Origin of the sequence: Tardiphaga sp. 619_E2_N8_4, assembly GCF_051810905.1 — a bacterium.
Lineage (GTDB): Bacteria > Pseudomonadota > Alphaproteobacteria > Rhizobiales > Xanthobacteraceae > Tardiphaga > Tardiphaga robiniae.
On the sequence record NZ_JBPWQJ010000001.1, the window covers coordinates 1,570,770 to 1,597,172 of the forward strand.

The 26,403-nt window shown below is 62.6% G+C and carries 23 protein-coding genes; 12 read left to right on the forward strand and 11 right to left on the reverse strand.

The window, feature by feature from the left end; all coding sequences use genetic code 11:
* Positions 1–161 precede the first annotated feature (161 nt).
* Complete coding sequence (gene secA / locus AB8A23_RS07490) at positions 162–3,008, reverse strand: preprotein translocase subunit SecA (protein ID WP_439060014.1); 2,847 nt, start codon at positions 3,006–3,008, stop codon at positions 162–164.
* A 369-nt stretch (positions 3,009–3,377) separates the two neighbouring features.
* Here secA and AB8A23_RS07495 point away from each other — a divergent pair, with 369 nt between their 5' ends.
* Positions 3,378–4,316, forward strand: a complete 939-nt coding sequence (locus AB8A23_RS07495; protein WP_089267776.1) for a peptidylprolyl isomerase — start codon at positions 3,378–3,380, stop codon at positions 4,314–4,316.
* Between the two features lie 63 nt (positions 4,317–4,379).
* Here the strand turns inward: AB8A23_RS07495 and AB8A23_RS07500 are convergent, their stop codons facing one another.
* A complete protein-coding gene (locus AB8A23_RS07500; protein WP_231078888.1) occupies positions 4,380–5,207 on the reverse strand; it encodes an SDR family NAD(P)-dependent oxidoreductase in 828 nt (275 codons plus the stop codon).
* A gap of 122 nt (positions 5,208–5,329) precedes the next feature.
* Here AB8A23_RS07500 and AB8A23_RS07505 point away from each other — a divergent pair, with 122 nt between their 5' ends.
* Positions 5,330–6,277, forward strand: coding sequence for a GlxA family transcriptional regulator (locus AB8A23_RS07505; RefSeq protein ID WP_439060013.1), 948 nt, complete (start codon positions 5,330–5,332; stop codon positions 6,275–6,277).
* A 285-nt stretch (positions 6,278–6,562) separates the two neighbouring features.
* Here AB8A23_RS07505 and AB8A23_RS07510 read toward each other — a convergent pair whose 3' ends face one another.
* Positions 6,563–7,525, reverse strand: coding sequence for an acetyl-CoA carboxylase carboxyltransferase subunit alpha (locus AB8A23_RS07510; RefSeq protein WP_093757526.1), 963 nt, complete (start codon positions 7,523–7,525; stop codon positions 6,563–6,565).
* A 139-nt stretch (positions 7,526–7,664) separates the two neighbouring features.
* Entirely contained in the window at positions 7,665–8,315 is a 651-nt protein-coding gene (locus AB8A23_RS07515; protein ID WP_439060012.1) for a DedA family protein, read from the reverse strand.
* Positions 8,316–8,612: 297 nt separating this feature from the next.
* On the opposite strand from AB8A23_RS07515, the gene cobS reads away from it, so the two are divergent.
* The 4 genes from cobS to AB8A23_RS07535 are packed head-to-tail and all read left to right on the forward strand — an operon-like array spanning position 8,613 to position 13,049.
* Entirely contained in the window at positions 8,613–9,620 is a 1,008-nt protein-coding gene (gene cobS / locus AB8A23_RS07520; protein ID WP_068729504.1) for a cobaltochelatase subunit CobS, read from the forward strand.
* 4 nt (positions 9,621–9,624) lie between these two features.
* Entirely contained in the window at positions 9,625–10,035 is a 411-nt protein-coding gene (locus AB8A23_RS07525) for a GNAT family N-acetyltransferase (RefSeq protein WP_439060011.1), read from the forward strand.
* 9 nt (positions 10,036–10,044) lie between these two features.
* Positions 10,045–11,946, forward strand: a complete 1,902-nt coding sequence (gene cobT, locus AB8A23_RS07530; RefSeq protein WP_093758161.1) for a cobaltochelatase subunit CobT — start codon at positions 10,045–10,047, stop codon at positions 11,944–11,946.
* Positions 11,947–11,996: 50 nt separating this feature from the next.
* On the forward strand, positions 11,997–13,049 hold the full coding sequence (locus AB8A23_RS07535; protein WP_439060010.1) for an esterase-like activity of phytase family protein: 1,053 nt from the start codon (positions 11,997–11,999) through the stop codon (positions 13,047–13,049).
* A gap of 4 nt (positions 13,050–13,053) precedes the next feature.
* Here the strand turns inward: AB8A23_RS07535 and AB8A23_RS07540 are convergent, their stop codons facing one another.
* From AB8A23_RS07540 to AB8A23_RS07550, 3 genes are all read right to left on the reverse strand, one after another.
* Entirely contained in the window at positions 13,054–15,783 is a 2,730-nt protein-coding gene (locus tag AB8A23_RS07540) for a bifunctional diguanylate cyclase/phosphodiesterase (RefSeq protein ID WP_439060009.1), read from the reverse strand.
* Positions 15,784–15,908: 125 nt separating this feature from the next.
* The gene (locus tag AB8A23_RS07545; RefSeq protein WP_439060008.1) at positions 15,909–17,399 is read right to left on the reverse strand and encodes a diguanylate cyclase; all 1,491 of its coding nucleotides are present in this window, start codon (positions 17,397–17,399) and stop codon (positions 15,909–15,911) included.
* 239 nt (positions 17,400–17,638) lie between these two features.
* A complete protein-coding gene (locus AB8A23_RS07550; RefSeq protein ID WP_231078896.1) occupies positions 17,639–18,388 on the reverse strand; it encodes an SDR family NAD(P)-dependent oxidoreductase in 750 nt (249 codons plus the stop codon).
* A gap of 349 nt (positions 18,389–18,737) precedes the next feature.
* Here AB8A23_RS07550 and AB8A23_RS07555 point away from each other — a divergent pair, with 349 nt between their 5' ends.
* A complete protein-coding gene (locus AB8A23_RS07555; protein ID WP_231078897.1) occupies positions 18,738–19,664 on the forward strand; it encodes an AraC family transcriptional regulator in 927 nt (308 codons plus the stop codon).
* A 327-nt stretch (positions 19,665–19,991) separates the two neighbouring features.
* Positions 19,992–20,624: an HAD-IA family hydrolase gene (locus tag AB8A23_RS07560; RefSeq protein ID WP_439060007.1), complete on the forward strand. Its 633-nt coding sequence runs from the start codon at positions 19,992–19,994 to the stop codon at positions 20,622–20,624.
* A 65-nt stretch (positions 20,625–20,689) separates the two neighbouring features.
* On the opposite strand, the gene AB8A23_RS07565 is transcribed toward AB8A23_RS07560, so the two are convergent.
* The 4 genes from AB8A23_RS07565 to AB8A23_RS07580 all read right to left on the reverse strand — a co-directional run bounded on the left by AB8A23_RS07565 (position 20,690) and on the right by AB8A23_RS07580 (position 23,423).
* Positions 20,690–21,850, reverse strand: a complete 1,161-nt coding sequence (locus AB8A23_RS07565; RefSeq protein WP_439060006.1) for a hypothetical protein — start codon at positions 21,848–21,850, stop codon at positions 20,690–20,692.
* Entirely contained in the window at positions 21,847–22,626 is a 780-nt protein-coding gene (locus AB8A23_RS07570; RefSeq protein ID WP_439060005.1) for a hypothetical protein, read from the reverse strand. The genes AB8A23_RS07565 and AB8A23_RS07570 overlap by 4 nt, the downstream gene beginning before the upstream one ends.
* A gap of 155 nt (positions 22,627–22,781) precedes the next feature.
* Positions 22,782–23,009 carry a hypothetical protein gene (locus tag AB8A23_RS07575; RefSeq protein WP_439060004.1) on the reverse strand — a complete coding sequence of 76 codons (228 nt, stop codon included), beginning with the start codon at positions 23,007–23,009 and terminating at the stop codon, positions 22,782–22,784.
* Between the two features lie 78 nt (positions 23,010–23,087).
* The gene (locus AB8A23_RS07580) at positions 23,088–23,423 is read right to left on the reverse strand and encodes a PepSY domain-containing protein (RefSeq protein WP_184512217.1); all 336 of its coding nucleotides are present in this window, start codon (positions 23,421–23,423) and stop codon (positions 23,088–23,090) included.
* 548 nt (positions 23,424–23,971) lie between these two features.
* On the opposite strand from AB8A23_RS07580, the gene AB8A23_RS07585 reads away from it, so the two are divergent.
* The 4 genes from AB8A23_RS07585 (at position 23,972) to AB8A23_RS07600 (ending at position 26,160) form a co-directional block, all read left to right on the forward strand.
* A complete protein-coding gene (locus AB8A23_RS07585) occupies positions 23,972–24,415 on the forward strand; it encodes an SRPBCC family protein (protein ID WP_120287396.1) in 444 nt (147 codons plus the stop codon).
* Between the two features lie 60 nt (positions 24,416–24,475).
* Positions 24,476–25,129 (forward strand): dihydrofolate reductase family protein, encoded by a 654-nt coding sequence (locus AB8A23_RS07590; protein ID WP_439060003.1) that lies wholly within the window; start codon positions 24,476–24,478, stop codon positions 25,127–25,129.
* Positions 25,130–25,459: 330 nt separating this feature from the next.
* The gene (locus tag AB8A23_RS07595) at positions 25,460–25,726 is read left to right on the forward strand and encodes a hypothetical protein (RefSeq protein WP_231081272.1); all 267 of its coding nucleotides are present in this window, start codon (positions 25,460–25,462) and stop codon (positions 25,724–25,726) included.
* Positions 25,727–25,977: 251 nt separating this feature from the next.
* Positions 25,978–26,160: a hypothetical protein gene (locus AB8A23_RS07600; protein WP_439060002.1), complete on the forward strand. Its 183-nt coding sequence runs from the start codon at positions 25,978–25,980 to the stop codon at positions 26,158–26,160.
* Positions 26,161–26,403: the final 243 nt, after the last annotated feature.

Below are 26,403 nucleotides of genomic sequence, written 5' to 3' on the forward strand. Positions count from 1 at the left end.
ATGGAACAGGCTAGTCCTCTGCGACGCGTTGTCCAATCGTCGTCAGCGGCGTCCAGCGCAGTGCTTGGCTGCGTGAATGCGTGGAACCAACAGCCCAAAGAAAAATCCCTCCCGAACGGGGAGGGATTTCAGATGGCTTCGCGATCTAACCGGTGGTCGGCTTACGCATACCGCCCGTGACAGTGCTTGAACTTCTTGCCGGAGCCGCACGGGCAGTCCTCGTTGCGGCCGACCTTGCCCCAGGTGTCCTGGTTGTTCGGATCACGGGCGACGGCGGGCTGTTGCTGGCCCATCGGTGCCAGCGCCGCATTGGCGAAGGCCATTTCGTCTTCGCCGGTGTTGTAGTCGAGCTTGTGGGCTTCCATGACAGGCAGTTCGGGCTGCACGTCCGGCGGCACGATTTCGACGCGCATCAATTGTGCGGTGACGGCTTCGCGCAGATTGGCGATCATCGCCTCGAACAGGTTGAAGGCTTCCGCCTTGTATTCCTGCAGCGGATCGCGCTGGCCGTAGCCGCGCAGGCCGATGACCTGACGCAGGTGATCCAGCATCACCAGATGTTCGCGCCACAGATGATCCAGCGTCTGCAGCAGGATCGTCTTCTCGACGTAACGCATCACGTCGGGGCCCCACTGGGCGACCTTCGCGGCCATGTGCTCGTCGGCCTTCTGCTCGATACGGTTGAGCAGCTCCTCGTCAGCGATGCCTTCTTCCTTGGCCCATTCGTCCACCGGAAGATCGAGGTCGAGCACGCGCTTGAGCTCTTCCTTCAGGCCGGCCACGTCCCACTGCTCGGCATACTGGTTTTCCGGCACGTGTTTGGTGACGAGATCCTCGACGAAGGCGCGGCGCATGTCGTTGACGGTCTCGGCGACGCTATCGTTCTGCATCAGGTCGACGCGCTGCTCGAAGATCACCTTGCGCTGGTCGTTCTGTACGTCGTCATATTTCAGCAGGTTCTTGCGGATGTCGAAGTTGCGCGCTTCGACCTTCTGCTGGGCCTTTTCGAGCGCCTTGTTGATCCACGGATGGATGATCGCTTCGCCTTCCTTCAGGCCGAGGCGCGTCAGCATCGTATCGAGACGATCCGAACCGAAGATGCGCATCAGGTCGTCTTCCAGCGACAGGAAGAACTTGGACCGGCCAGGGTCGCCCTGACGGCCGGAGCGGCCGCGGAGCTGGTTGTCGATGCGGCGTGACTCGTGGCGCTCGGAGCCCATGATGTAGAGGCCGCCGGGCTTCTCGACGGTCTTGGCCGGCTTGCTGCCCTTGGCGGGCTCGATCTCGACCACTTCCTTGGCGTTCAGCACGATCTCGCGGAAACGCTCGATCTCGGCCTTGATCTCGGCGATCTTGGCGGCCTTCTCGGCCTCGTCGGCGATCTCGGCCGTTTCGATCTGCGCGCGCATCTCGACCGAGCCGCCGAGTTTGATGTCGGTGCCGCGGCCGGCCATGTTGGTGGCGATGGTGATGGCGCCGGGGACGCCGGCTTCGGCGACGATATAGGCTTCCTGCTCATGGAAGCGCGCATTCAGGACCGCGAACAGTTTCGCCGGCTTGCCGGAACGCGCGGCCGCATAGAGCTTGTCCATCGCCTTCGGCTTGGTGAAGTCGATCAGCTTGTAGCCGTTCTTGAGCAGATACTCGCCAAGCACTTCCGATTTTTCGATCGACGCGGTGCCGACCAGTACCGGCTGCATCCGCGCATTGGCGCGCTCGATTTCGGCGAGGATGGCGGCGTGCTTCTCGTCTTGGGTGCGATAGACCTCGTCGTCCTCGTCCATGCGGCCGATGCCAACATTGGTGGGCACTTCGACGACTTCGAGCTTGTAGATGTCGAACAGCTCATCCGCTTCGGTCAGAGCCGTACCGGTCATGCCGGCCAGTTTCTTGTACATGCGGAAGTAGTTCTGGAACGTGATCGAGGCCAGCGTCTGGTTTTCCGGCTGGACCGTCACATGTTCCTTGGCTTCCAGCGCCTGGTGCAGGCCTTCCGAATAACGGCGACCTTGCATCATGCGGCCGGTGAACTCGTCGATGATGATCACTTCGTCGTCGCGGACGATGTAGTCCTTGTCGCGGTTGAACAGCGAGTGGGCGCGCAGCGCCTGATTGATGTGATGCACGACGGAGACGTTCTCGACGTCATACAGCGTCTCGCCCTTGAGCTGGCCGGCATCGCGCAGCAAGGTTTCGATCTTCTCCATGCCGGCTTCGGTCAGCGTCACGGTGCGCTGCTTCTCGTCGACTTCGAAGTCGATGACCTTTTCGAGCTTGGGCAGGAAGGTGTCGATGGTGTTGTAGAATTCCGAGCGGTCGTCGAGCGGGCCGGAGATGATCAGCGGCGTACGCGCTTCGTCGATCAGGATCGAGTCGACTTCGTCGACGATGGCATAGAAGTGCTTGCGCTGGACCATATCCTCCAGCCGGTACTTCATGTTGTCACGCAGATAGTCGAAGCCGTATTCGTTGTTGGTGCCGTAGGTGATGTCGCAGGCATAGGCCGCCTGGCGCTCGGCATCGTCGAGGCCGTGAACGATCACGCCGGTGGTGAGGCCCAGGAAGCTGTAGATCTGGCCCATCCAGCCGCTATCGCGCTTGGCGAGGTAGTCGTTGACGGTCACGACATGCACGCCCTGACCGGCGAGCGCGTTCAGATAGACGGCGAGCGTGGCGACCAGCGTCTTGCCTTCGCCGGTCTTCATCTCGGCGATGTCGCCCTCATGCAGCACCATGCCGCCGATCAGCTGCACGTCGAAGTGGCGCTGGCCGAGGGTGCGCTTGGCGGCTTCGCGGACGGTGGCGAAAGCGGGAACGAGGAGATCGTCGAGAGTCTTGCCGGCCCCTAACTGCGCCTTGAACTCGGCGGTGCGCGCTTTGAGCGCATCGTCCGACAGCGCTGCGACCTCAGGTTCCAGCGCGTTGATCGCGGCAACACGCGATTGATATCCCTTGACGCGGCGGTCGTTGGCAGAGCCGAAGAACTTGCGGGCGAGCGCGCCGATCATCACGAAATCCTGTCTTTAGCAATGCGGCCCGAAGGCCGTGGAATGGTGCAGCGGTCGCCCAGCCTCGTCATATCCAAAGTCTGTGGCGGATTGCTGTCTGGACCCCGGTGCGGGAGTGCCAAAAAAGCAAGACCCCGGGAGATGAGTGGGAGCAGGGCAATCAGGGGTTCAATGACCACGGCGCGGCCGAAATCGCGCCTTCGCCACCGGCCCGGTCGGGGAGAGATATGGCCCGTGTGGGGGGTTGTCAACGGCGCGAACCTCTCAAGGATTTCATCATTTTGACAGAGTTTTCGCGTTGCCAAGACGGTACGTTTGGGAGAGTGTCCGCCGTCCCCAACAGGCTCTTATCCGAGATAAGGATTTTCCATGACCTTCGTATCGCTCGCCCTGACGCCGGGCCTGCGCCCGGGCCGCACCCTGGCTGCCCTGACCGGCGCCGTTGCGGTGGCCTTTCTCACCAGTTTCCCGGTTTACGCGCAGGATGCCAATCCGGTCCTCGCCAAGGTCAACGGCCAGGAAATCCGCCAGAGCGACGTCACCATTGCCGAGGAAGAGCTCGGCCCGAGCCTCGCCCAGATGGATCCCGCGACCCGGAAGGACAATGTGCTGTCGTTCCTGATCGACATGAAGATCGTCGCCAAGGCTGCCGAGGACAAGAAGATCGCCGATCGTGAGGATTTCAAGTCCAAGCTGGCCTTCGCCCGTAATCGTCTGCTGATGGACAACCTCCTGGCCGTCGAGGGCAAGGAAGCCCTGACCGACGACAACATGAAGAAGGTCTATGAGGACGCGGCCAAGCAGATCACCGGCGAAGCCGAAGTCCATGCCCGCCACATCCTGGTGGAGAGCGAGGCCGAGGCCAAGACGGTCGCCGACGAGCTGAAGAAGGGCGCCGATTTCGCCGAACTCGCCAAGAAGAAGTCGAAGGATCCGGGCGCGGCCGATGGCGGCGATCTGGGTTTCTTCACCAAGGACCAGATGGTGCCGGAATTCTCCGCCGTTGCCTTCGCGCTGGAGCCGGGCAAGATCTCGGACCCCGTGAAGTCGCAGTTCGGCTGGCACATCATCAAGGTCGAGGAAAAGCGCAACCGCAAGGCGCCGGAATTCGACCAGGTGAAGCCGCAGATCGAACAGTATGTCGTGCGCAAGGCGCAGGCCGACTACGTCACCAAGCTGCGTGAAGGTGCGAAGGTTGAGCGTATCGATCAGGCCGCCGCAACGCCTGCTCCGGCGGCACCCGCCGCGCCTGCCGCCAAGGACGCGCCGAAGCCGGCCGACAGCAAGATGGCTCCGGCGAAGAAGTAATTCTGGACCCGAAAAGCCCGCCCTCTGTCGAGAGGGCGGGCTTTTTGCTGCCTGTGCGTGGCTTCAGGCCTGCGTTTCGGTGACACGCTGCCGCTGCGTCACGTGGTAGCGCGGCGCTGGCGTCGCATGACCGAATTTGGTCGAGAGGGCGCGGCGATCTGCTTCGAAGCGGGTCCAGTTCGCGCCGTCCTGCAGGCCCGGAATGGTGACGAGCTCACCCTGGTCGAGGCCGGCCAATGCAGCATCGACCATGTCGTCGGCGCGCATCACTGTGGCCTGATCCATGTTCTGGTGCGGGTAGCCCGCGATGTCCCAGAATTCGGTGGCCGTTGCGCCCGGCAACACCGCCTGCACGCGGATGCCCTTGTCGGCCAGTTCATGCACCAGCGAATGGCTGAAGCTGAGCACATAGGCCTTGCTGGCTCCGTAGACGCCGTTGAGGATTTCTGCACCGATACCAACGATCGACGAGATGTTGATGATCGTGCCTTTGTTGCGCGCGACGAAGCCGGGCACGGCGGCATAGGTCAGCCGTGTCAGCGCGGTGATGTTCAGCGTGATCATGTCTTCCATTTTGTCGACATCGGCATTGAGCAACGGTGCCACCGCGCCGACTCCGGCATTGTTGACCAGCATCGTAATGCTCGCATCGTCGCGCAGCGCGGCTTCGACCTTTGCCAGATCGGCCTTGTTGCCGAGATCGGCGGCCAGCGTGCGGACCGATCGTCCGGTCTCGCTGGTCAGTCGCTTGGCGAGGGCCGCCAGGCGGTCCTGGTTCCGCGCCACCAGAATGAGATCATAGCCGCGCCTGGCCAGCCGGTCCGCATAAACGGCGCCAATACCCGTCGAGGCGCCCGTAATCAGTGCCGTACCCTGATGTGAAATCGTCATTGTCGTTCTCCTGAATGCTCTCGGCCGCAGCGGCCGTGTCAGGAAACCTAGTCTTGCGCGGGCATGTCTCAAATGTCATATAAACAGCGTTTTAGGACGTTTTGTCCTGAGGGAGCGAACACATGCAGCGCATCGGCCTTGTTGTTTCCCCGGGGTGCTCGCCCATCAGCCTTGCGGCGATGTCGGTCTTTGAACTGGCCAATATGCTGACCGATCCGCCCACCTATGATCTGCATGTGTTGTCGGAGCGGGGCGGTCAGGTCGGCACCTCGCTGGGCATGAGTTTGACCACCGAACCGTTCAATGCGGCTGATGCCTATGACACGCTGATCATTGCCGGCGGTCTGACGGTCGAATCTGCGACGCCCGGCCTGATCGATTTCGTACGACGGGCGCCCAAACATGCGCGGCGTGTTGCGTCTATCTGTATCGGCGCCTTCGTGCTCGCCGAAGCCGGCATTCTCGATCAACGGCGCGCGACCACGCACTGGTTCTATGCGCGCGACATGCAGAAGCAATTTCCGAAAGTGAGGGTCGATGAAGACCGCATCTTCGTGAATGACGGTCCGGTCTGGACCTCGGCCGGCATGACCGCGGGCATCGATCTCGCACTGGCGATGGTCGAGGCTGATCTCGGCGAGGACGTCGCACGCAACATCGCGAAAAAGATGGTCGTGTATCACCGCCGTGCCGGCGGTCAGTCGCAGTTTTCCGCGCTGCTGGAATTGGCGCCGAAGTCGGACCGTATCCAGAAGGCGCTCGCTTTCGCGCGCGACAACCTGCAGAAGCCGCTGACGGTGAATGATCTCGCCGATGCCGCAAATCTCAGCCCGCGGCAGTTCAGCCGCGCCTTTCACGCCGAGACAGGCCAATCGCCTGCCAAGGCCGTCGAGCATCTGCGGCTAGAGGCCGCGCGGTTGATGATGGAGCAGAGCCGGCATCCCATCGACACCGTCGCGCAGCAGACGGGGTTTGCCGATCGTGACCGCATGCGCCGCGCATTTCTGCGCGCCTATGGCCAGCCGCCGCAGGTGATCCGCCGAAATGCGCGGTCTCAGATGGACGCGTGAGCAGAGAAGCTCTTCGCTTCCCCTCTCCCCCAGCGCGGCACAGCCGCGCGCCGCGGGAGAGGGTGCCTGAGCACAGCGAAGGCGGGAGAGGGCTCTTTCTAAAAGCTCGGTCCTTCCGGTCCGCACCACCCCCTCTCCCGTCTCGAACGCACTGCCGTGCGTTCGATCCACCCTCTCCCGCCTTCGCGGCTGCGCCGCGCGGGGGAGAGGGGATCAGAGCTCTGCTGCAAACAAAAAGCCCGCCTTCTTAACGAAGACGGGCTTTTGTTTGTCTGCTGACGGGCTTCACCCGATCTTGCGGCCGATATCCAGAAACTTCTGCCGGCGCTGCTGACGAATAGTCGCCGCGTCCATGCCGCGCATGTCGTTGAAAGCCTGGGCGATGGCGTCCCCGGTGATGGCAATCATGGCAGCGGGGTCGCGGTGGGCGCCACCCGGCGGCTCTTTCAGGATGGAATCGATCACGCCGAAACGCAGCAGATCCTGCGCGGTGATCTTCATATTGGTCGCGGCTTCCTGCGCCTTGGATGAGTCGCGCCACAGGATCGACGATGCCGCTTCAGGCGAGATCACGCTGTAGATGGCGTGTTCCAGCATCAGTACCTTGTTGGCGGTGGCAATGGCGATGGCGCCGCCCGAGCCGCCTTCGCCGATGATCACAGCGACATTGGCCACGCCGAGGCCGAGGCAGGCATCGGTGGAGCGTGCGATGGCTTCAGCCTGGCCGCGCTCTTCCGCGCCGATGCCGGGATAGGCGCCGGCGGTATCGACCAGCGACAGCACGGGAATGTTGAAACGGTCGGCCATCTCCATCAGGCGAACTGCCTTGCGGTAGCCTTCGGGGCGGGCCATGCCGAAATTATGCTTGAGCCGGCTTTCGGTGGTGTTGCCCTTTTCCTGGCCGAGCACGCAGACGCTCTCGCCGCGGAAACGGCCGAAGCCAGCCACCAGCGCTTCATCCTCGCCGAACTTGCGGTCGCCGGCGAGCGGCGTGAATTCGGTGATCAGCGCTTCCACGTAATTCATGCAATGCGGGCGCTGTGGATGCCGCGCGACCTGGGTCTTCTGCCACGGCGTCAGGTTCGCATAGAGCTCGTGCAGCGCGGCGACGGCCTTGTCCTCGATGCGCACGATCTCTTCGCCGATGTCGCTGCCGCTGGCGGCCAGCGTGCGCAATTCATCGATCTTGGAATCCAGCTCGGCGACGGGCTTTTCAAAGTCGAGATAGCTGCGCATGGGTTCGGACATTCACTGGATATGGGAAGGACGGACGGCGGGCGAAACTGCCGGTGCAGGCTTTTCAAGTCAATCGGGGCTGCAAGTCAAGCCGCGAAGGTGTCATTTACTTTGAAAAATCAAAGAGATATTTCAACGTTCAAGCGCCTTTTTATGACGTTTCCATTGCTGTGTTGCGCTTGCGGCGATGCCACCAACAGATGGTGGCGCCGGCCAGCACGGCCGCCACGATCACGGCCTGAATCCAGTAGTGTTTGGCTTGGCCTTCGAGGCCGGCAATGCCGCCATAGCGGTCCAGCACCGACACTGCGAGCACGCCGGGCAACACATGCGCCGGCGCCCAGAGCAATGCTGCGGGGATGTTCACGGCATAGAATTTCGCCGGTGCGGTCCCCAATGCTCCGGCCGTGACCGGCACGAAAGCGCGGATGGGCGGAACGAAGCGGCCGAGGAACACGGCCAGCGTGCCGAAGCGATGGAAGAAGGCCTCGCTCTGCGCCACCACGCCCGGATAATTCGAAAGCGGCCACGCGTCGAGCAGTTGTCGTTGCCGGACATGCCCGATCCAGAATGCGCTCCCGTCGCCGAGCACGGCGCCCGCCACGGCGGCCGCGAGCACCGCCACGAGATCGAGGTCGCCTGCCGGAATCAGGGCGCTCAGCGCCAGAATGACCGTGGTGCCTGGGATGAATGTTCCGAGCACCGGCACGGCTTCCAGCAAGGCAGCGAGGAAAATAGTGAGGTAGCCCAGCCAGGCATGCGCGGCGACAAAATGGGTCAGGGAATCGATGAAGGACGTCACGAAATTCCGATCCAGCGCGGGGTGCCTCAGCCAACTGACAGCATATATGATTGAAATGGCCGGCCGCGCCGTTCGATCCCCAAATACCGCTGCAAATTGATCGACCCGGAGCATCGGCTGATTCGCAGGGCAGACTTCCAAAAATTGCCGTTAGAACCTATCTCGATGATAACATTCGGGAACTTTGATGAAGAGCTGGGCTTTGTCCAGCCGCGGCTCTCTGATACGTTCCACAAAGCACCCCATCCGCAGCCATTACTAGACTGGTTTCGGGATATCCGGGACCACGGAGGATTGATGACCGCCGCCTCGACCAAACTGCAAGAAAAGACCGACGCGTTGATTGGCATTCCCGACAAGATGGTGTCGGTGCGCAAATTGTTCGGCATCGATTCCGACCTCGAAGTGCCTGCCTTCTCCGAATCCGATCCGCATGTGCCGGACACCGATCCCGATTACCGGTTCGATCGCGCCACCACGCTCGCCATTCTCGCCGGTTTCTCGCGCAACCGCCGCGTGATGGTCACGGGCTTTCACGGCACCGGCAAATCGACCCATATCGAGCAGGTCGCCGCGCGCCTCAACTGGCCCTGCGTGCGCGTCAATCTCGACAGCCACATCAGCCGTATCGACCTTGTCGGCAAGGACTCCATCGTGGTCCGCGACGGCAAGCAGGTCACCGAATTCCGTGACGGCATTCTGCCGTGGGCGCTGCAGCACAATGTCGCGCTGGTGTTCGACGAATACGACGCCGGCCGTCCGGACGTGATGTTCGTCATTCAGCGCGTGCTGGAAGTGTCCGGGCGCCTGACGCTGCTCGACCAGAACAAGGTGATCAAGCCGCATCCGGCGTTCCGTCTGTTCGCGACCGCGAACACGATCGGTCTCGGTGACACGTCGGGCCTCTATCATGGCACCCAGCAGATCAACCAGGGTCAGATGGACCGCTGGTCGATCGTCACCACGCTGAACTATCTGGCGCATGACGAGGAAGTCGAGATCGTGCTGGCGAAGGCCAAGCACTATCAGAACCCCGAGGGCCGCGACATCGTCAACAAGATGGTGCGCCTGGCGGATCTCACGCGTAACGCCTTCGCCAATGGCGATCTGTCGACGGTGATGAGCCCGCGTACGGTGATCACCTGGGCCGAGAATGCCGACATCTTCAACGATATCGGCTTCGCGTTCCGCGTGACCTTCCTGAACAAGTGCGACGAACTCGAGCGTCCGCTGGTCGCCGAATTCTATCAGCGCTGCTTCAATGCAGAGCTGGCGGAAAGCTCGGTGAATGTGGCGCTGAGCTGATGTGATGGCGAAGGTCACCGTGGAGCGCACGATTGGAGCAACCAAGCGCGCGGTTCAAGGTGGCCTGTTTCGCTACAATGTCGAGAAGATGGGGAAGCAGAAGCACAAGAGCTTCGCCATCTCTTTGCGCGACAAGAAAGAGGTCGTCGGCGGCATTGTTGGCGAAGTCTGGATGACCGTGCTGTTCATTCAGCTCTTCTGGATCGATCAGCGGTTTCGCGGCAAGGGTCATGGCAAGGCGCTGATCGAATCGATCGAGGATCAAGCGCGAAACTTCGGCGCGGTGCGTGCCTATGTTGATACGATGAGTTTTCAGGCGCCAGACTTCTACCGCGCCTGTGACTATGAAGCTTTAGGCACCATCGATGGTTATCCAGGCGGCGTGACGCGCCACTGGTTTACCAAGGCGCTGTAGGGACTGGCGATGAGCACGACGACGACCAACAAATTCCGCCCCGGCTCCAAGGAAGCGCCGACCGAGCCGTTCAAGCGCGCGGTGACGTCGTGTTTGCGCGCCATCGCCAAAGCGCCCGAGCTTGAAGTGACCTTCGCGGCCGAGCGGCCGGGTCTCTCACCGGGCAAAGCCCGTCTTCCTGAACCCGCGCGAAAAATGAGCAAGCGCGACGCCGCCATCGTGCGCGGCCACGCGGATTCGATCGCACTCAAACTCGCCTGTCACGATCCCAAGGTTCACCGCAAGCTGATGCCGGGTAATCCGCAGGCGCGCGGCGTGTTCGAAGCCGTCGAACAGGCCCGCGTGGAAGCGCTCGGGTCGCGCCGCATGGCCGGCGTGGCGAAGAACCTCACGGCGATGCTCGACGATCATTTCCACCGCGGCAAGTTCGACGAAATCACCGACCGCGCCGATGCGCCGCTGGCCGATGCGTTGGCGATGCTGGTGCGCGAGCGCCTGACCGGCATGGCGCCGCCAGCCGCCGCGAAGAAGATGGTCGACCTCTGGCGGCCGGTCCTCGAAGACAAGATCAGCGATCGCCTCGACCAGCTCGATCGGTTCGCAGAGAACCAGGCCAAGTTCGGCGATGCCGTGCATGACCTGCTGTCGGCGCTGGAGCTCGGCGACGATCGCAATGCCGAGCCGGATGACGAGGAGAGCGAGGACGACGAGCGCCAGGGCGAGAACGATCAGGCCGGTGCCGAAGGCTCGCCGGAGAGCGACGCCTCGCAGGAAATGAGCGCCGATCAGGCGCAGCAGTCGTCCGACGAAATGTCTGACAGTTCGATGGAGAGCGCGCAGGCGTCTGCATCGGACACGTTCGACGAAGACGGTGAGATGGGCGACGACGAGACGCCCGGCGAAGCCACGCGTCCGAATTCGCGCGGCGCGAACGAGCCGCGCGGCCCGGAATATCATGCCTTCGCGCCGAAATTCGACGAAGTCATCGCGGCTGAAGACCTCTGCGATCACGACGAACTCGAGCGGCTGCGCTCCTATCTCGACAAACAGCTCGCGCATCTGCAGGGAGTGGTCGCGCGCCTCGCCAACCGGCTGCAGCGCAAGTTGATGGCGCAGCAGAACCGCGCCTGGGACTTCGACCTCGAGGAAGGCATCCTCGACCCCGCACGTCTGTCGCGCGTGGTGACGGACCCGCATCATCCGCTGTCCTTCATGCATGAGAAGGAAGCGACGTTCCGCGATACGGTGGTGACGCTGCTGCTGGACAATTCCGGTTCGATGCGCGGTCGCCCGATCACGGTCGCTGCGACCTGCGCCGACATTCTCGCGCGCACGCTGGAGCGTTGCGGCGTCAAGGTGGAAATCCTCGGCTTCACGACGCGCGCCTGGAAGGGCGGGCAGTCGCGTGAGGCGTGGCTCGGCGCCGGCAAGCCGGCCAATCCCGGCCGCCTCAACGATCTCCGCCACATCATCTACAAGTCGGCCGATGCGCCGTGGCGCCGCGCGCGCAAGAATCTCGGCCTGATGATGCGCGAAGGTCTGCTCAAGGAGAACATCGACGGCGAGGCGCTCGACTGGGCGCACAAGCGTCTGCTCGGTCGTCCCGAGCAGCGCAAGATCCTGATGATGATCTCCGACGGCGCGCCGGTGGACGACAGCACGTTGTCGGTCAATCCCGGCAACTATCTGGAACGCCACCTGCGCCACATCATCGAAGAGATCGAGACCCGCTCGCCGGTCGAACTGATCGCCATCGGCATCGGCCATGACGTGACGCGCTACTATCGCCGCGCTGTGACCATCGTCGACGCCGAAGAACTCGGCGGCGCCATTACCGAGAAGCTGGCTGAATTGTTCAGCGAAACGGCAGGGCCGGCACCGACCCATGGTCGGCGACGCAGAACGCATTAGGCTTACAGGATGGGTTTTGCTTTGCTCTACCCATCCTCCAGGGCCATCGCTTGACCGCTCATCTCACCCGTCGTCACTTTCTTGCAGTCGCGGCTTCAGCAGCCGCGCTGCCGTCGCTTGCCCATGCGCAGCCCGTGCCGGTGCCGGCAACGCCATCGGCCCGTGCGCCGGTGTCGATCGAGATCGAAGCGCGGCCGATCCCGGCTTTCGATACGCGTGATCGCGCGCATACAAGGTTCGGGTCGCTGCAATATCGCAGCGGATTGGTCCTGACGTCGCGATACAAGGACTTCGGCGGCATCTCCGGTCTTCGCCTGGACGACAAGGGCGAGGGTTTCATCGCCATCAGCGACAAGGGTAACTGGTTCACCGGCAAGATCGCCTATAGCAGCGATGCCATGGTCGGCATTATCGATGTCGAGGCGGCGCCGATGTTGGGCGCCGACGGCAGGCCGATCACGGCGCGCGGCTGGTACGATACCGAGTCCATCGCGGTGGACGGGCCGACGGTCTATATCGGCCTCGAACGCGTGCATCAGATCCTGAAATTCGACTTCGGCCGCGATGGCGTGCGCGCCCGGGGCGAACCGATCCCGCAGCCGCCGGGCATGCGCAAGCTGCCCAGCAATGGCAGTCTCGAAGCGCTGGTGATGGTGCGCAGGGACAGGTTCAAGACCTCGCCGCTGGCCGGCATGCTGCTGGCGATCTCGGAACGCGGGCTAGACAGCGCCGGCAATATTGCGGCCTGGATCATCGGCGGCAAGGTGCCGGCAAGTTTCTCGGTCCGCCGCACCAAAAATTACGACATCAGCGATGCGGCGCTGCTGCCCTCCGGCGATCTGCTGTTGCTGGAACGCAAGTTCTCGCTGTTCGGCGACACCGGCGTCCGCATCCGCCGCATTCTCCTCGCATCGATCGTGCCGGAGGCCGTCATCGACGGTCCCACCATCTTCGATGCGGATCTCGGCTACGAGATCGACAATTTCGAAGGGCTCGATGTCCATGTGACGCCGGAGGGCGACACGGTGCTGACGCTGATCTCGGACGACAATTTCTCGATGCTGCAGCGAACTCTGCTGATGCAGTTCACGCTGCTGGAATAGGCGATCAGGCCGCAGCCTCGGACTGCTTGGCCTGATGGGCGATCAACAGATCCCGCAATTCTGCTGCGGGCTTGGCGGGGCTGAACAGATAGCCCTGCATCTCGGTGCAGCCGAGCGCGCGCAGCAGCTCCTTCTGCCGGGGCGTCTCGACGCCTTCGGCCGTCGTCGTCATGTTGCGCGAACTCGCGATATTCACCACGGCCTGCACGATGGAGGACGACCCCTGTGCATCGGCGATATCGGTCACGAAACAACGGTCGATCTTGATCTTGTCGAACGGGAAACGCTGCAGATAGCTCAGGCTGGAATAGCCGGTGCCGAAATCGTCCAGCGCAATGCGCACGCCGATCTCGCGTAGCCCGTGCAGGATTTCCAGTGCGGTCTCGTCGTCGCGGATCAGCACGGCCTCGGTAATTTCGAGCTCCAGTCGCCGCGCCGGCAGTCCGGACGCGGCGAGGGCGGAGGTCACCTTCAGGGCGAGCGACGCGCAGCGGAACTGAACCGGCGAGACATTGACCGCCACCCGGATGTCGTCGGGCCAGTTGGCAGCCTCGGCGCAGGCGGTGTTCATCACCCATTCGCCGAGCTCATTGATGATGCCGATATCTTCGGCGACCGGAATGAACTCGGCCGGCGAGATCATGCCGCGTTCGGGATGACGCCAGCGCAGTAGGGCCTCGCAGCCCACGATGGTGTCGTCGCGCAGCGTCAGCAGCGGTTGATAATAGACTTCGAAGCCGCCTTTGGCGAAGCCGCCATCACCGGCCGCGTGACGCAGTTCAAGCTCCAGCGAGCGACGGGCCTGCACCCGCGCATCCATTTCGGGCTCGAAGAAGCGGAACGTGCGGCGGCCGTCGGCCTTGGCGCCATACATCGCAAGGTCGGCGTTCTTCAGCAGCGTATCGAGGTCTGCGCCGTCGCGCGGCGCCAGCGCGATGCCGATCGACGCGTCGGTGAGCAGGCTGTGGCCGAGACAATCGAATGGCTGGCGGATCGCATCATAGATGCGGCCGACGAGATCGGTGATGTCGGAATGGCTCTCGACGCCAGTCTGCACGATGGCGAATTCGTCGCCGCCGAGCCGCGCCACCACGTCGGAGCCGCGCACGCAGCCGCGCAGCCGCAGCGCGATGCCCTTGAGCAGTTCGTCGCCGACGGGATGGCCGAGCGAGTCGTTGATACCCTTGAATTCGTCGATGTCGATATAGAGCACCGCACATTGCGCGCCGCGCGCGACGCGCTTCAATTCGCGTTCGAGTTCGTTGCGGAACAGCGTGCGGTTCGGCAGGTCGGTCAGCGCATCGTAATGCGCCAGATGCGCGATCTTCTCCTCGGCATTGCGCCGCTCGGTGATGTCTTCATGGGTCGCGACCCAGCCGCCATCGGCCACCGGTCGCGACGAAATCTGGATGGTGCGGCCATCGGCGGTCTGCATGATCTGGATGTGCGACCGCCCGACGTCGGGCAACACTTCCGCCACATAGGCGTCAACGCTGCCAGCGAAGGAGCCCGTTTCCTTGCGATGTGCGATCACGTCGCGGAACGTACGGCCGGGTGTGATGACCTCGCGCGACAGTCCGTACATATCAAGATAGCGCTGATTGCAAACCACTACGCGCGCCTGCGCATCGAACAGCAGCAGGCCCTGTGTCATGTTGTTGATGGCGGTGTCGAGGCGGTTCTTCTCCAGCGTCATCTGCAACTGTGCTGCACGGTTCTGCCGCTGGATGTGACGGATCATCAGATAAAGCAGGCCTGCCAGGATCAGGGCCGAGAGCGTCGCGAGGGTCACGAGAAATTTGGTCTGGTCGCGCCAGTTGGCCAGTGTGCCCTCGACCGTCGTGGTTGCGACCAGCGCGACCGGAAAGTTCTGTAGCAGTCGGATCGAGCCGAGGCGATCGATATTGTCGATGGGGCTGACGGTGCGGATGGTTGCGGGCGCGTCGCTGAAGCGGAGATGCTGCAGCAGCGGGCCGCTATTGAAAACCTTGCCGATCGACGAGGGCGTCTGCGGGTAGCGCGCCAGCAACGTGCCATTGCGGTGGAACATTGCGATGGTCCCGTTCTCGCCGAGCGAGACGGAGGCAAAGAATTTTTCGAATTGCTGCGGTTCGACGCTGCGCGTCACGATGCCGAAGAATTCGCCCTTGGGCCCTGTAATGCGACGTGCGAACAGCGTCTTCCACCGGCCGGTGATGCGGCTCAGGACGGGCTGCACGATCTCTTCGTCCTGGGTGAAGGTCTGCGATTTGAGTTTCTGGAAATATTCGCGGTCGGCCAGCACCAGATCCGGCCCGGGCCAGGCTCCTGTCCAGTTGACCAGACGGCCTTCGGCATCGAGAACGGTGATGTCGTTGACGAATTCATCATCCACCTTCGACTTCAGCATCATGTGGGATTCGTAGCTCGACATGCTGCTGGCAAAGCTGTGGACCGACATCACGCCATTGGCGAGAAGATGAGCCGTGAGGCTCTTCTGGATGCGCTGTAGATCCTGGAACTGCTGATCGAAGTGCCGGCTGAGCAGCAGCACGGTGTTTTCAAGTTCGCGATTGGAATTGTCGATCGTGCGCTGACGGAAATTGTTCACGGTCATCGCCGTGCCTGCGGCAATGGTGACGATCAGCACGGCGCCAACGACCACGAGCCAGCGCACCGGCGCGCGGCGTGTCGTCGCGCGCCCATCGCCATGCTCGGCGGCGCCCGGCGCTGAAACGCGCACGTCGTTCGTCATTCGCCTCCCCAGCAGCCGCATGAATTCCTACCCCTCGTGCATAGGAATACCCGAGCAAGGGTGGAAGACGCGTTAGGAAGTCAGGTGAACCGCGGGTTAATTACAACCGTACAAATGGTATCTGCTTACGCCGCAAGGCTTTTCTGCAGCGGTGCGACTGGCCATGTTTGGTTGCGACCGTGCGCTTTTGCGGCATAGAGCGCACTATCGGCATTGCTGATCAGGTCGTTCGACGTGGTCAGCGATGACGGCACGAGACACGCTGCACCGACGCTGATCGTCGTCGTGGTCATGCCGTCGCGCTCGAGATGGCCCACCTCGACGCGGATCCGTTCGCCGAGTTCGATGGCGTCGGCCAGGGAGAGGCCCGGCAGGATCAGCGCGAATTCCTCGCCGCCATAGCGCGCGGCACAATCGCTGGCGCGTTTGGCATGCCGGGCAATGCTCCAGGCGATCCCGCACAGAACGAGGTCGCCGGCCTGATGGCCGAAATTGTCGTTGAACACCTTGAAGTGGTCGGCATCGATCATCAGCAGCGAGATCGGCGCGCGGGCGCGCTGGGCGCGCTGCCATTCCTTATCCATCACCACGTCAAAATGACGTCGGTTGGCGAGGCCGGTGAGGCCGTCGGTCATGGCGAGACGCGCCATCCTGTCTTCCATCTCGCCGCGCTTGCCCATCTCGCGCGCCAGGATCAGCATCAGCGCGCAGGCGATCAGGCCGAGCGCGGCCATGGCGCCGCCGATCTGCAGCGCTTCCTTGCGCCACTGGCCGAAGATCACGTCGGTGGACCGCCCCACCATCACGATCAGCGGATGCGAGCCTTCACGCCAGACAAAAAGACGCCGCACGCCGTCAGTCGCGGAATCGCCGATATGGGAGCCGGAGAAATAGGCCAGCGCTTTCTGTACGCCCGGGACCCGACTGAGATCGCGGCCGATGATCTCCATGTCGAACGGTGCACGCATGATCAACACGCCGTCCTGCCGGATGACGGAAATCACGTCGTTCGGCTCGAGCTGCAGGCGATCGGCGATCTCGTGGAAATAGCTGTAGCGGATGAAGCCGGCGACGATGCCCAGAAAAGTTCCGTCGCGCGCCGCGATGCGGCGGCTCAGCACGATGCCGTAACTGCCCTGATGCAGCATCGGCTTGGAGATATAGAGGCCGAACAGCGGATCGCGCTTGTGGACCTTGAAGAATTCCTCATCCGCGAAATTCTGCGGCTTCGGATCGAGAGTCGACGAATCCAGCGTCACGTTGCCGGCGACGTCCGTGACCTGGATGGCGCCGAAGTGGCGCGCGGTGGCGGCGTGGTCGAACAGGATCAGTTGCCGCATCGGCCGCGAAATCTCGACCAGTTCCGGCGAGGTCATGTTGCTGACCACATTGCGCAGCGAGAGGTCGTAGAGTTCCACATTGCGGGCGACATCGGCATCGATGCTGGAGGCGAGGTTGCCGAGCGTCTGGTGCGCCAGCTTCTCGTCGCCGCGCCGCATGCTCATCAGCACGCTGCCGCAGATGACTGTGAATCCGACAACGACGATCGCCGCAGCGGCCAGCAGCCAGCGCGGGGAGATCCGGCGGGTCGTCTCGGATGTATTACGGGCCAGCATTGGCTTTCGTCGATCAAAAAGGACTGCGTTACAATCACCGACGCATAGCATCAGAACCGGTAATTCTTTGACAGCTACGCGGTGATCAACAGTTTCGTTTCGCCGTTTTGTGACGGGCGGTTAATAGGATGTGAAAGAAATCTAGACGCTTTGGTCGGCGAGTGCGCAAAAAGAAATGTGGGCGTGCCGCGGAGGCACGCCCACAACGTCGGTGGGAACCTGGAAAGCGGGTTCCCGCATCACCGCATGGCGCCGGCCACCATGATGTCGCGGCCGGAACGATCAGCACTGTCGTCGCAGGTCAGCGCCACGGCGATGTCGGCGATGCCTTCAGTTGTGTGGTTGCGCGCGGCGGGCAAAGCGATGAACTGCCGGTTCCGCACGCTGCCGTCGAGCACGTCGATGGCGGCGGGTTCCTCCGGGCCGAGCATGCCCGGCGCGATGGTGCTGACGCGGACATTGCGCGTGCCATAGGCGCGCGACAGCCCGCGCGTCATGGCATCGATGGCGGCGTCCGCGCCGGGGTCCGGCAGTGATGCGGGCGCCGTCGGAATGCCATCGAGGGCGGTGAGATTGACGATGCTGCCGCCGGCGACGCCGAACATCCGCACCGCCTCCTGGCACAGCAGCATGGCGCCGAACACCTTCAGCTCGCGCTGCCGGTGCAACTCGTCCTCGGACACCACGTCCTCTATTTCGCTGCGCGCGAAGGCGCCGTTATTGACGAGAATATCGAGCCGGCCGAAGGTCGCCGCGATTTCCTCATAGAGCCGCCGCACGTCCGGCCAGCGGGCGATGTCGCCCTGTACGGCAATGGCGCGGCCGCCGCGCCACACGATTTCGGCGACCACGCGCGCCGCGCCGCGGGGATCGTCCGCGTGATGCACGATCACTGCCGCGCCTTCTGCGCCGAAGCGCCGTGCAATGCCCGCGCCGATGCCGTCCGCGGCGCCGGTCACGAGCGCAACTTTTCCTGCCAGTCTTGTCATGGCATGTCCTTGGATCTGGATGATGTCTGTCTTGATCGTCAGTCGTGTGCGTAGATTTTGAGGCGGAATCGATCCGGGCGTGATCGCGCCCCGACAACAGTCTGGACGCGCAAGGCGGGGAGTTCGACCCGATACCCGTATGGCCTGGCAGATCCGAGGCCCGCGGGCGGCTCGCCGATCTGCTCTGTGGCTGGTGCTGTTATCGCAAATGCAGCCGCGTCGGCGTTAGCGCGATCCTGCATCTGTTTTGCACGATCCTGCAAAAGTGATGGCGCAGCCATTTCCCCGCCACGGCACTGCACCTAGATACACCTCGGCATAAAAGGCCTGCCGCTTGAGGGGTTTGCGTGTGACCGAGACGATTCGTGAGATTGCCGATATCATTGCCCGTTACGCCGCCAATGGCAGCGACCATCCGACCGGCCTCGCCAGCCTCTATCTGAAGCGGCAGACCGAGCCGACCCAGCTCGTGCATACCGCGCAGTGGCCGTGTTTCGGCCTCGTGGCGCAGGGCGCCAAGCGGCTGCAACTGGGCACCGAGACCTACACCTATGCCGCCGGCGATTATGTGCTGGTGTCGCTCGATCTGCCGATGTCGTCCTGCATCGTCGAGGCCTCGGAAGCGCAGCCGCATCTGGGCATGGGCTTTGCGATCGATCCGCAATTGTTGAAGGAGGTGCTTGGCCGGTTCGGCAACGGCCATGCCGATGCGCCCGCGCATCCGCAGCTCCCCGAGCGCGGCGTCGTCGTCGCCAAGGCCTCCGCCGATCTGCTCGACGCCACGCTGCGGCTGCTCCGCCTGCTCGACCGGCCACAGGACATTCCGGTGATGGCGCCGCTGCTGGAGCAGGAGGTGCTGTATCGCCTGCTGGTCGGCCCTTACGGCGCGCGTCTGCGGCAGATCGCGCTGGCCGAAAGCCCGAGCAACAAGGTCGCCAAGGCGATCTCCTGGCTGCGCAGTAATTATGCCAGCCCGCTCCGCATCGAGGATCTCGCCGACCGCGTCGGCATGAGCGAATCGTCGCTGCATCACAATTTCAAGACCGTCACCGCGATGACGCCGATGCAGTATCAGAAGCAGCTTCGTTTGCATGAGGCGCGCCGCCTGATGCTGGTCGAGCGGCTCGATGTCGGCAGCGCCGGCTATGCGGTCGGCTATCAGAGCCCGTCGCAATTCTCCAGGGAATATGCCCGGCTCTACGGCCAGCCCCCGATCCGCGACGTCGGCAGTGCGCGCGGCCCGGTGCTCGGAGGCGAGGCCCGCGTCGCGGGGTGACGGTGTCACCCTGACTTTTTACGGACACCTGCGCTCTTTTCTTCCCCTCTCCCCCAGGCGAAGCGAAGCTTCGCTAGGCGGGAGAGGGTGGCGCGTAGCGCCGGGAGAGGGGTAGCCGCACGCTCGGAGTTCGCCCAGCCACGCTCCGTCCTCTCCCCACGTCATTGCCGGGCAGCGCGAAGCGAGCTTCGCTAGATGATCCGGCAATCCACCTTAAGCCGCGAGCGCAGACGAAGATGGATACGCGGGTCAAGCCCGCGTATGACGTCGGAGTGTGAGGCGGCGTGGTCGATTCATAAAAGCGGCCGGGTAACAAAAGGGAAGAACATGATCTCTGCGGTGATCTTTGATTTCGGCGGGGTGATCACCTCCTCGCCCTTCGAGGCCTTTGCGCATTACGAGCAGAGCCATGGCCTGCCGAAGGACATCATCCGCCGCACCAATGCGAACAACCATTTCGAGAATGCCTGGGCGAAATTCGAGCGCGCCGAAATCGATCTCGCCACCTTCGACGCGCTGTTCGCCGCCGAGTCCAAGGCGCTTGGCGCCGAAGTGCCGGGCCGCGATGTGGTCAAGCTGCTGAAGGGTGAGATCCGCCCCGAAATGGTCGAGGCGCTGCGCCGTATCAAGGCGGCGTTCAAGACCGGCTGCATCACCAACAACCTGCCGGCCAACGCGATGGGCTCCACCGACGGCCGCGCGCTCTATGTGGCCGAGGTGATGGTGCTGTTCGATCACGTCATCGAATCCGCCAAGATCGGCCTGCGCAAGCCCGATCCGCGCATCTACACGATGATGACCGATAAACTGTCTGTCGATCCGAAAAATTGCGTCTATCTCGACGACCTCGGCGTCAACCTCAAGCCCGCGCGCGAACTCGGCATGACCACGATCAAGGTGACATCTGCCGCGCAGGCGCTGGCCGAGCTCGAAGCCGCGACGGGATTGAAGCTGACCTGAAGCCGCACGCGCCGGCGGCCGTGCTCCCTCTGCCATTCGCGGAAGAGGAAGCACGTCGGCAGTTGTCAGATTTTGCCGGTCAGTCCGATGCGATAGATATTGGCGAATGTCCCGGTGTCTTCGTCATTGCCTCGTTGATAAGTCAGCGCGAGGGCGAGATGGCCGGCATCGTCGATATTGTATTTCAGCGTGGCGTCCAGCCATGAGAGCTCGGTGCGCGAATAGGTTTCGTGCGCCCAGTGATAGCTGAACGAAGCGCTCATCCTGCCCAGAAAGCCTTTCTCGAGCGGATCGGGGAAAAGATGCGCGGTGACCTGGGGGCCAATGCGTAGCGCCCGGGTCATATTGTTGAAATCGAGCAACTGGCCCTTCCCGGTGGTCTGATTGTACTGCAGCAGAATTTCGGGATCGAAGCGCAGGATGACTGGCAGACCCAGCGGATGCGGTATCGGCCTCTGAAAGTAGAGCTGGAGCGACGTCGGGAGATATTCGAGCGTCACAGCCGCCGACGACGTTTGTTTGATGTTGTTCTCGACGCCGCCTCCGCGGAGACGGAAGAAGTGTCCGCCATCGGGGACGAGATAGCCAATTTCGGCGGCAACGCCATAGGCCAGCTTGTCGACATTGGAGTCCGCGAATTCGGACGCCGAGTTGAAGGCCCGATTGACCGTGACATAGGTGGCAAGGCTTTTCGCGCCTGGATCCCACCAGGCGACGGAATCGTGCACCGACGAGTAGGAGAGCGCGGCGGTGCCGTTGATCGCCCAGATCTGGTTATGGTTCGCACGATCGCCGGCAAACGCGATTTCCGCGCCTGTCGCCTTGTCGACACTCATGGGACAATCCAGAAAGCCGATGTCTTTCCAGTCCCGCCGCAGAAGAAACGTCAGGCCGGGACATTTACTGTGTTCGATCAAGGCATTCGTTGATTTCTCCCGCTTTCTGACCAGCGTTCCCATATCGTCCAGATAGGCGACCGACTGGATGGGTACGGCGACCGTTGGCGTTGCGGCCGCCGGACTGGTCCGGTTGGCCGCCCGTCGTTTTGTTCTTGTTGCCGCCGCGATCTTGTTTTGCGCTTCGGCAAGTTTGTCGCCGTCGCCTCTCGCGATGATGCCGTCGATGACCTCCTGCTCATGGGCCGTCAGTGCGCCTGCATGCGCCTCGCAACCGAGCATGACAGAGGCGCATAGTGCGAGGGCGGATATCTGCCGCGAATAGGTCATCGCACGCGCCCCATCTCTTTGAGAACGCAGGCGATGTCGCCGCAGACCAGAATGGCTGCGGGGCTCACATTGACGCCATGCTCGATAATGTTCGCGGCCAGAACGGAATTCGCTTCACCACCATATCCAAGGGCGTCGAGGCCGGTGTCGTCAGGGTAGTCGCCGTCAAAGATGTCGTGAAGTATTCCCCTGTTCGTTTGGCGAGCAGTGGCGCGTGGGCGGAGGGTGTCGAATCGAAGTCGCCCAAGTGGCTTGAGAGACGTGTCGCTTACCAGCGTGCGTTCTGCCAGCGCGCCCTCTCCCAGCTTGCCCCCGGCCTGCTTGTCCCCGGGAATCAGAAACGGTGCCAGAATTCCGAAAAGACCTGCGATGCCTCCGGCGGCCCATTCCGGCAGGCCATAGGCGCCGAGCGGGGACGGTGGGCCCATGGCACACGCCCAAAGCACAAACGCGATCGACGATACGAGGACGCTGGCCCATTGTGGCTTCGCCGGTTCGGTGCTGTCGCGGGGCATGCTGGAATATGCGCGAAGGCAAATGCATGCGAGCAGGCACAGGCCAAACCAGTAGAGGAGTGCGTTATTCGTGACCCAGGCCGCCTTGGCCGCGAGATAGATGGCGACGATTTCCGTCGGGATCAGCTTGAGGAGCGCAGACAGATAATTGTCTGGAGGTGCGCTGGCCGCTGGCGCGGCGTTGAAAGATCTGAGATTGCCTGCTGCGGTTGCCGCAGGTGCTGCATAAATGCGTGTCCCGCCCCTGATAAAATCGACCATATATCCATACCCCCCTTGGATGGCGAGGGACTCGATCGAACTCTGTGGGAGGGCCACCAGCGTCAGACAGGCTGCGTGCAAGGAGGTCGATCTCAAGGCAGGCAGATATCAAGACAGGCAGATCTGATGAGAAAATGGTTTGTCGTGCCACAAAGCTAAATGGAAATGCCCCGCCGGTTAAAAAAATCATCGATCCCGGCCAGGCAAGAATACACGTCGTAGTTGATGAGTCTAGATGTATCGCAGGAGAATTGACGATGTGCGCGAGGCTTGCCGCGTCCGCCCATCCGGATGAAGCGTGACGACGCCATGGTGGTGATCGTCGCGCCATCGGGCATCGCGTCATCTGGAATGAGACCAGACGCATCGGTGGTCGCCGTCATCCGGCGTCGCACTCACAAGCGCTTACACAAAAACAAACGGCGCGCTCATCGCGCGCCGCTTGCTCACTTCCCACCCGATCAGATAATCGAACGGTCCACATGGCGCACTTCGCCGGTGCGCGCATCGATGTCGACCTGGATCCACTTGCCGTATTGATCGCGGCCCTCGATCTCCCATTCGTTGTCGTCGAAATGGGTGTTCTGCACCGTCACCACGCCGATCCCCGACGCGATCGCCAGCGCATCCTGCAGCGTCAGCGGGCCCGATGGCACCGGCACCATGGCCGCGCGCGGGGCGGGCTGGCGCATATAGACATCGGCGGCGAAGGCCGGCGCCGCGACGCCAATCGCGCCCGCCAGTGCCAGCGGAAGCAAGGCCTTCGAAAATACGGCCTTCTTCAAAATCTGTTGCATCGAAATCTCCTCATCTGTCCCACGCGCCGCATGCTGCGCAACCGGGTTAAGAACGGTGCACGCTGCACTGCGTTCCCGGAGGAAATGAGGCGATTTGGTGCGGGAAAAGCGGTGATGCGCTATACTGGCAGCAGCACATCAGCACTCTCACGAATGAGATTTTTGGTCGAGGTCAGTGATGACAAAGAAAGCTGGCAAAGCGTTGGTGAAAAACCGCAACGTCCGCGGGTGAGGGGCCTTGCGCTTACTCTGCTGCGCTCACCGCTGGCAGCGCGAACATCTCGATTCGCGTGAGGTCGAGCTTGCCGGATGCCTGATCGATATCGAAGCCCACCACATCGCCGTTGGCGTCGAGATCGACCACCAGCCCGCGACGATTTCCCGGCGCCGGGCGCCGGGCGCATCCTTCAGCGCGATAGAGAGACTGTCAGGATTTTTATTCCGCTGAGATGTCGGAGCCTGGCGGGCCCGTTCGTCATGGATGTATCGGGCGGCGGAAGCTGCCCGCCGGACGACAACCGAAGTAACCGAGCCACAGGAAGAAGCCCATGCCCAGCACGATCCGTCTGCATCGCGTCATTGCCGCCAGGCCGCAGAAGCTCTATCGCGCGTTCCTCGAACCAGACGCGATTGCGAGCTGGCTCCCACCCTATGGATTCACATGCACCGTCCATGAGCTGGATGCGAAGGTCGGTGGCCATCACAGGATGTCATTCCGGAACTTCACCACGGGCGGCAGTCACGCCTTTGGCGGGACCTATCTGGAGCTCGTTCCCGGTGAGCGTCTCGTCTACACCGACCGCTTCGATGATCCCAACCTGCCGGGCGAGATGAAGGTCACGGTGACGTTGAAGGCCGTGTCTGTCGGCACGGAGGTGAACATCGAGCAGCAGGGCGTGCCCGACGTGATCCCGGCCGAGGCCTGCTATCTCGGCTGGCAGGAATCCCTGCGCAAGCTCACGAAACTCGTCGAGCCCGAGATCAACCAGTAGCGCCATCGCTTCCGGAACGGCTTGGGGAAATTCAATCAACAGCAGGAAGGAGCGCCAGCCATGGCACTCGCCCGTGTCCAACATGTCTCCGTCTCGCTCGACGGTTTCGCCACCGGCGAAGGCCAGAGCCTTGACGCGCCGTTCGGTCACGCCGGCGAGCGGCTGCACCAATGGATGTTCGCGACCCGGTGGGGTCGCCAGATGCTCGGCCAGCCCGGCGGCACGGCGGGCATCGACGACGCGTTCCTGCGGCTGTTCGCGCCCGGGATCGGCGCCGAGATCATGGGCGCCAGGAAGTTCGGTCCTCCCACATGGCATGAGGATCCGGACTGGAAAGGCTGGTGGGGTCCCAACCCGCCGTTCCATACGCCGGTCTTCGTCCTCACCCATCATCCGCGCGCATCGATTGAAATGGAGGGCGGCACGGTGTTCCACTTCATCGATGCTTCGCCTGCCGAGGCCCTTGAGACGGCCCGCGAGGCTGCGGCCGGCAAGGACGTGCGCATCGGCGGAGGTCCCACCACGATCCGCGACTTCCTTGCCGCCGGGCTCGTCGATCACATGCACATCGTGGTGGTTCCGATCCTGCTCGGCCGCGGCGTGCGCCTGTGGGATGGCGTGGAGGGTCTTGAGAAGGACTACGAGATCGAGACGACATCCTCTCCCGGCGGGGTCGCACACATGACATTCGCTCGAAAGCACCAACCGCTATGAGAAACGGCGCCAGAAACCGATCCCAAAATGCCATGTCGTCGAACTGCCGAAGGCGTTCGGTAACGGCGCGATCCACGACATGAGGAACCGATGGTCCGTTTGGCGTAGGGGAGTGCCGAGACCACCAGATCGATGATGACCGTTTCGTTGCAGTCTGCGATCGCAATATTCGGAAAGCACCTCAGGTCGCGCCGGGGCAGGCTCGGGAGGCCGGGGCTGGCTGGCGCGATGCCCGGAAACTGCAATGTTGCAATGCGGTATTGAACTGTGCAATGCAGCAAAAAAAGTCTAGGCTCCTCGTTCAATCCTACGAGGAGATTAACAGTGAAGATGACCTTATCGATCGCCGTCGCGGCCGTGATCTCGATTGCGGGTGGCTGCGCCGGCTTCGCTGCGGAGTTGCCGACCTATGGATCGGCGGGTTTGCCGATATCGGCGGTGCAGGTTCGCGTGCTGGGAGCTGCGAACGTCCAGGAACAGTCGGCGGCGCCAACCTCCACGGCGTCTCTGCATCAGCTGAGAGTTCTGGCACCGCGGACGGAAATGACGACCGCGACGGCACCAACCCGGACCGAAACCGCTCGCTCACTTCGTTGACCGGCACCTCGTACCGATATCGCCGCGTCTTTCATTTTCGAAAGGGCTTCGCGTGCACATCAGGGCGGTGCCGCACCTCTCCCCGCCGGGGAGAGGTCGCCGCGTCTTCGCGGCGGTGAGGGGGCTCAGGACAGACGGGCGATCCATCTGCTCAATGTTACCAATCCCGTGATATCTCTATCAGACGAGAGGTTCGCGATGACCTCGACAGCTAAAAAACCCGACTAACAAAGGGCGCGAAAAAGCGGGCGATGACGGCCGGCAAAAAGGCCGGGACAACACGCGCGACAAAGCGCAACACCCGCCTGACCCTGGAGCTGCTGGAAACGGCGCGTCACATGCACGCCGGCGGTGCTCTGACAGACGTTGCCCGCGACAAGATCACGATGCGTCACCTCGGCGGTGCCGCCACTCTTGCAGATCGGGTGAACTGACGGGCGCGGATATCAAGGCGCTTCGCGAGTAGGCCAATCTCAGCCAGGCGGTGTTTGCAAGCTCCTGAAGCTGACAGTCGGCTATGTCTCCAGGCTCGAACGCGGCACGGAAGCCCGAAAGGACCGACGCTCGTGCTGCTCGATGTCATCCGCCGCAAAGGCTTTGAGGCGATTCTTTAGATTGCGATAAGAGCCGTGAGTTGCCAGCGCCGCACGCGGCGCAACCGGGTTAAGAACGGTGCA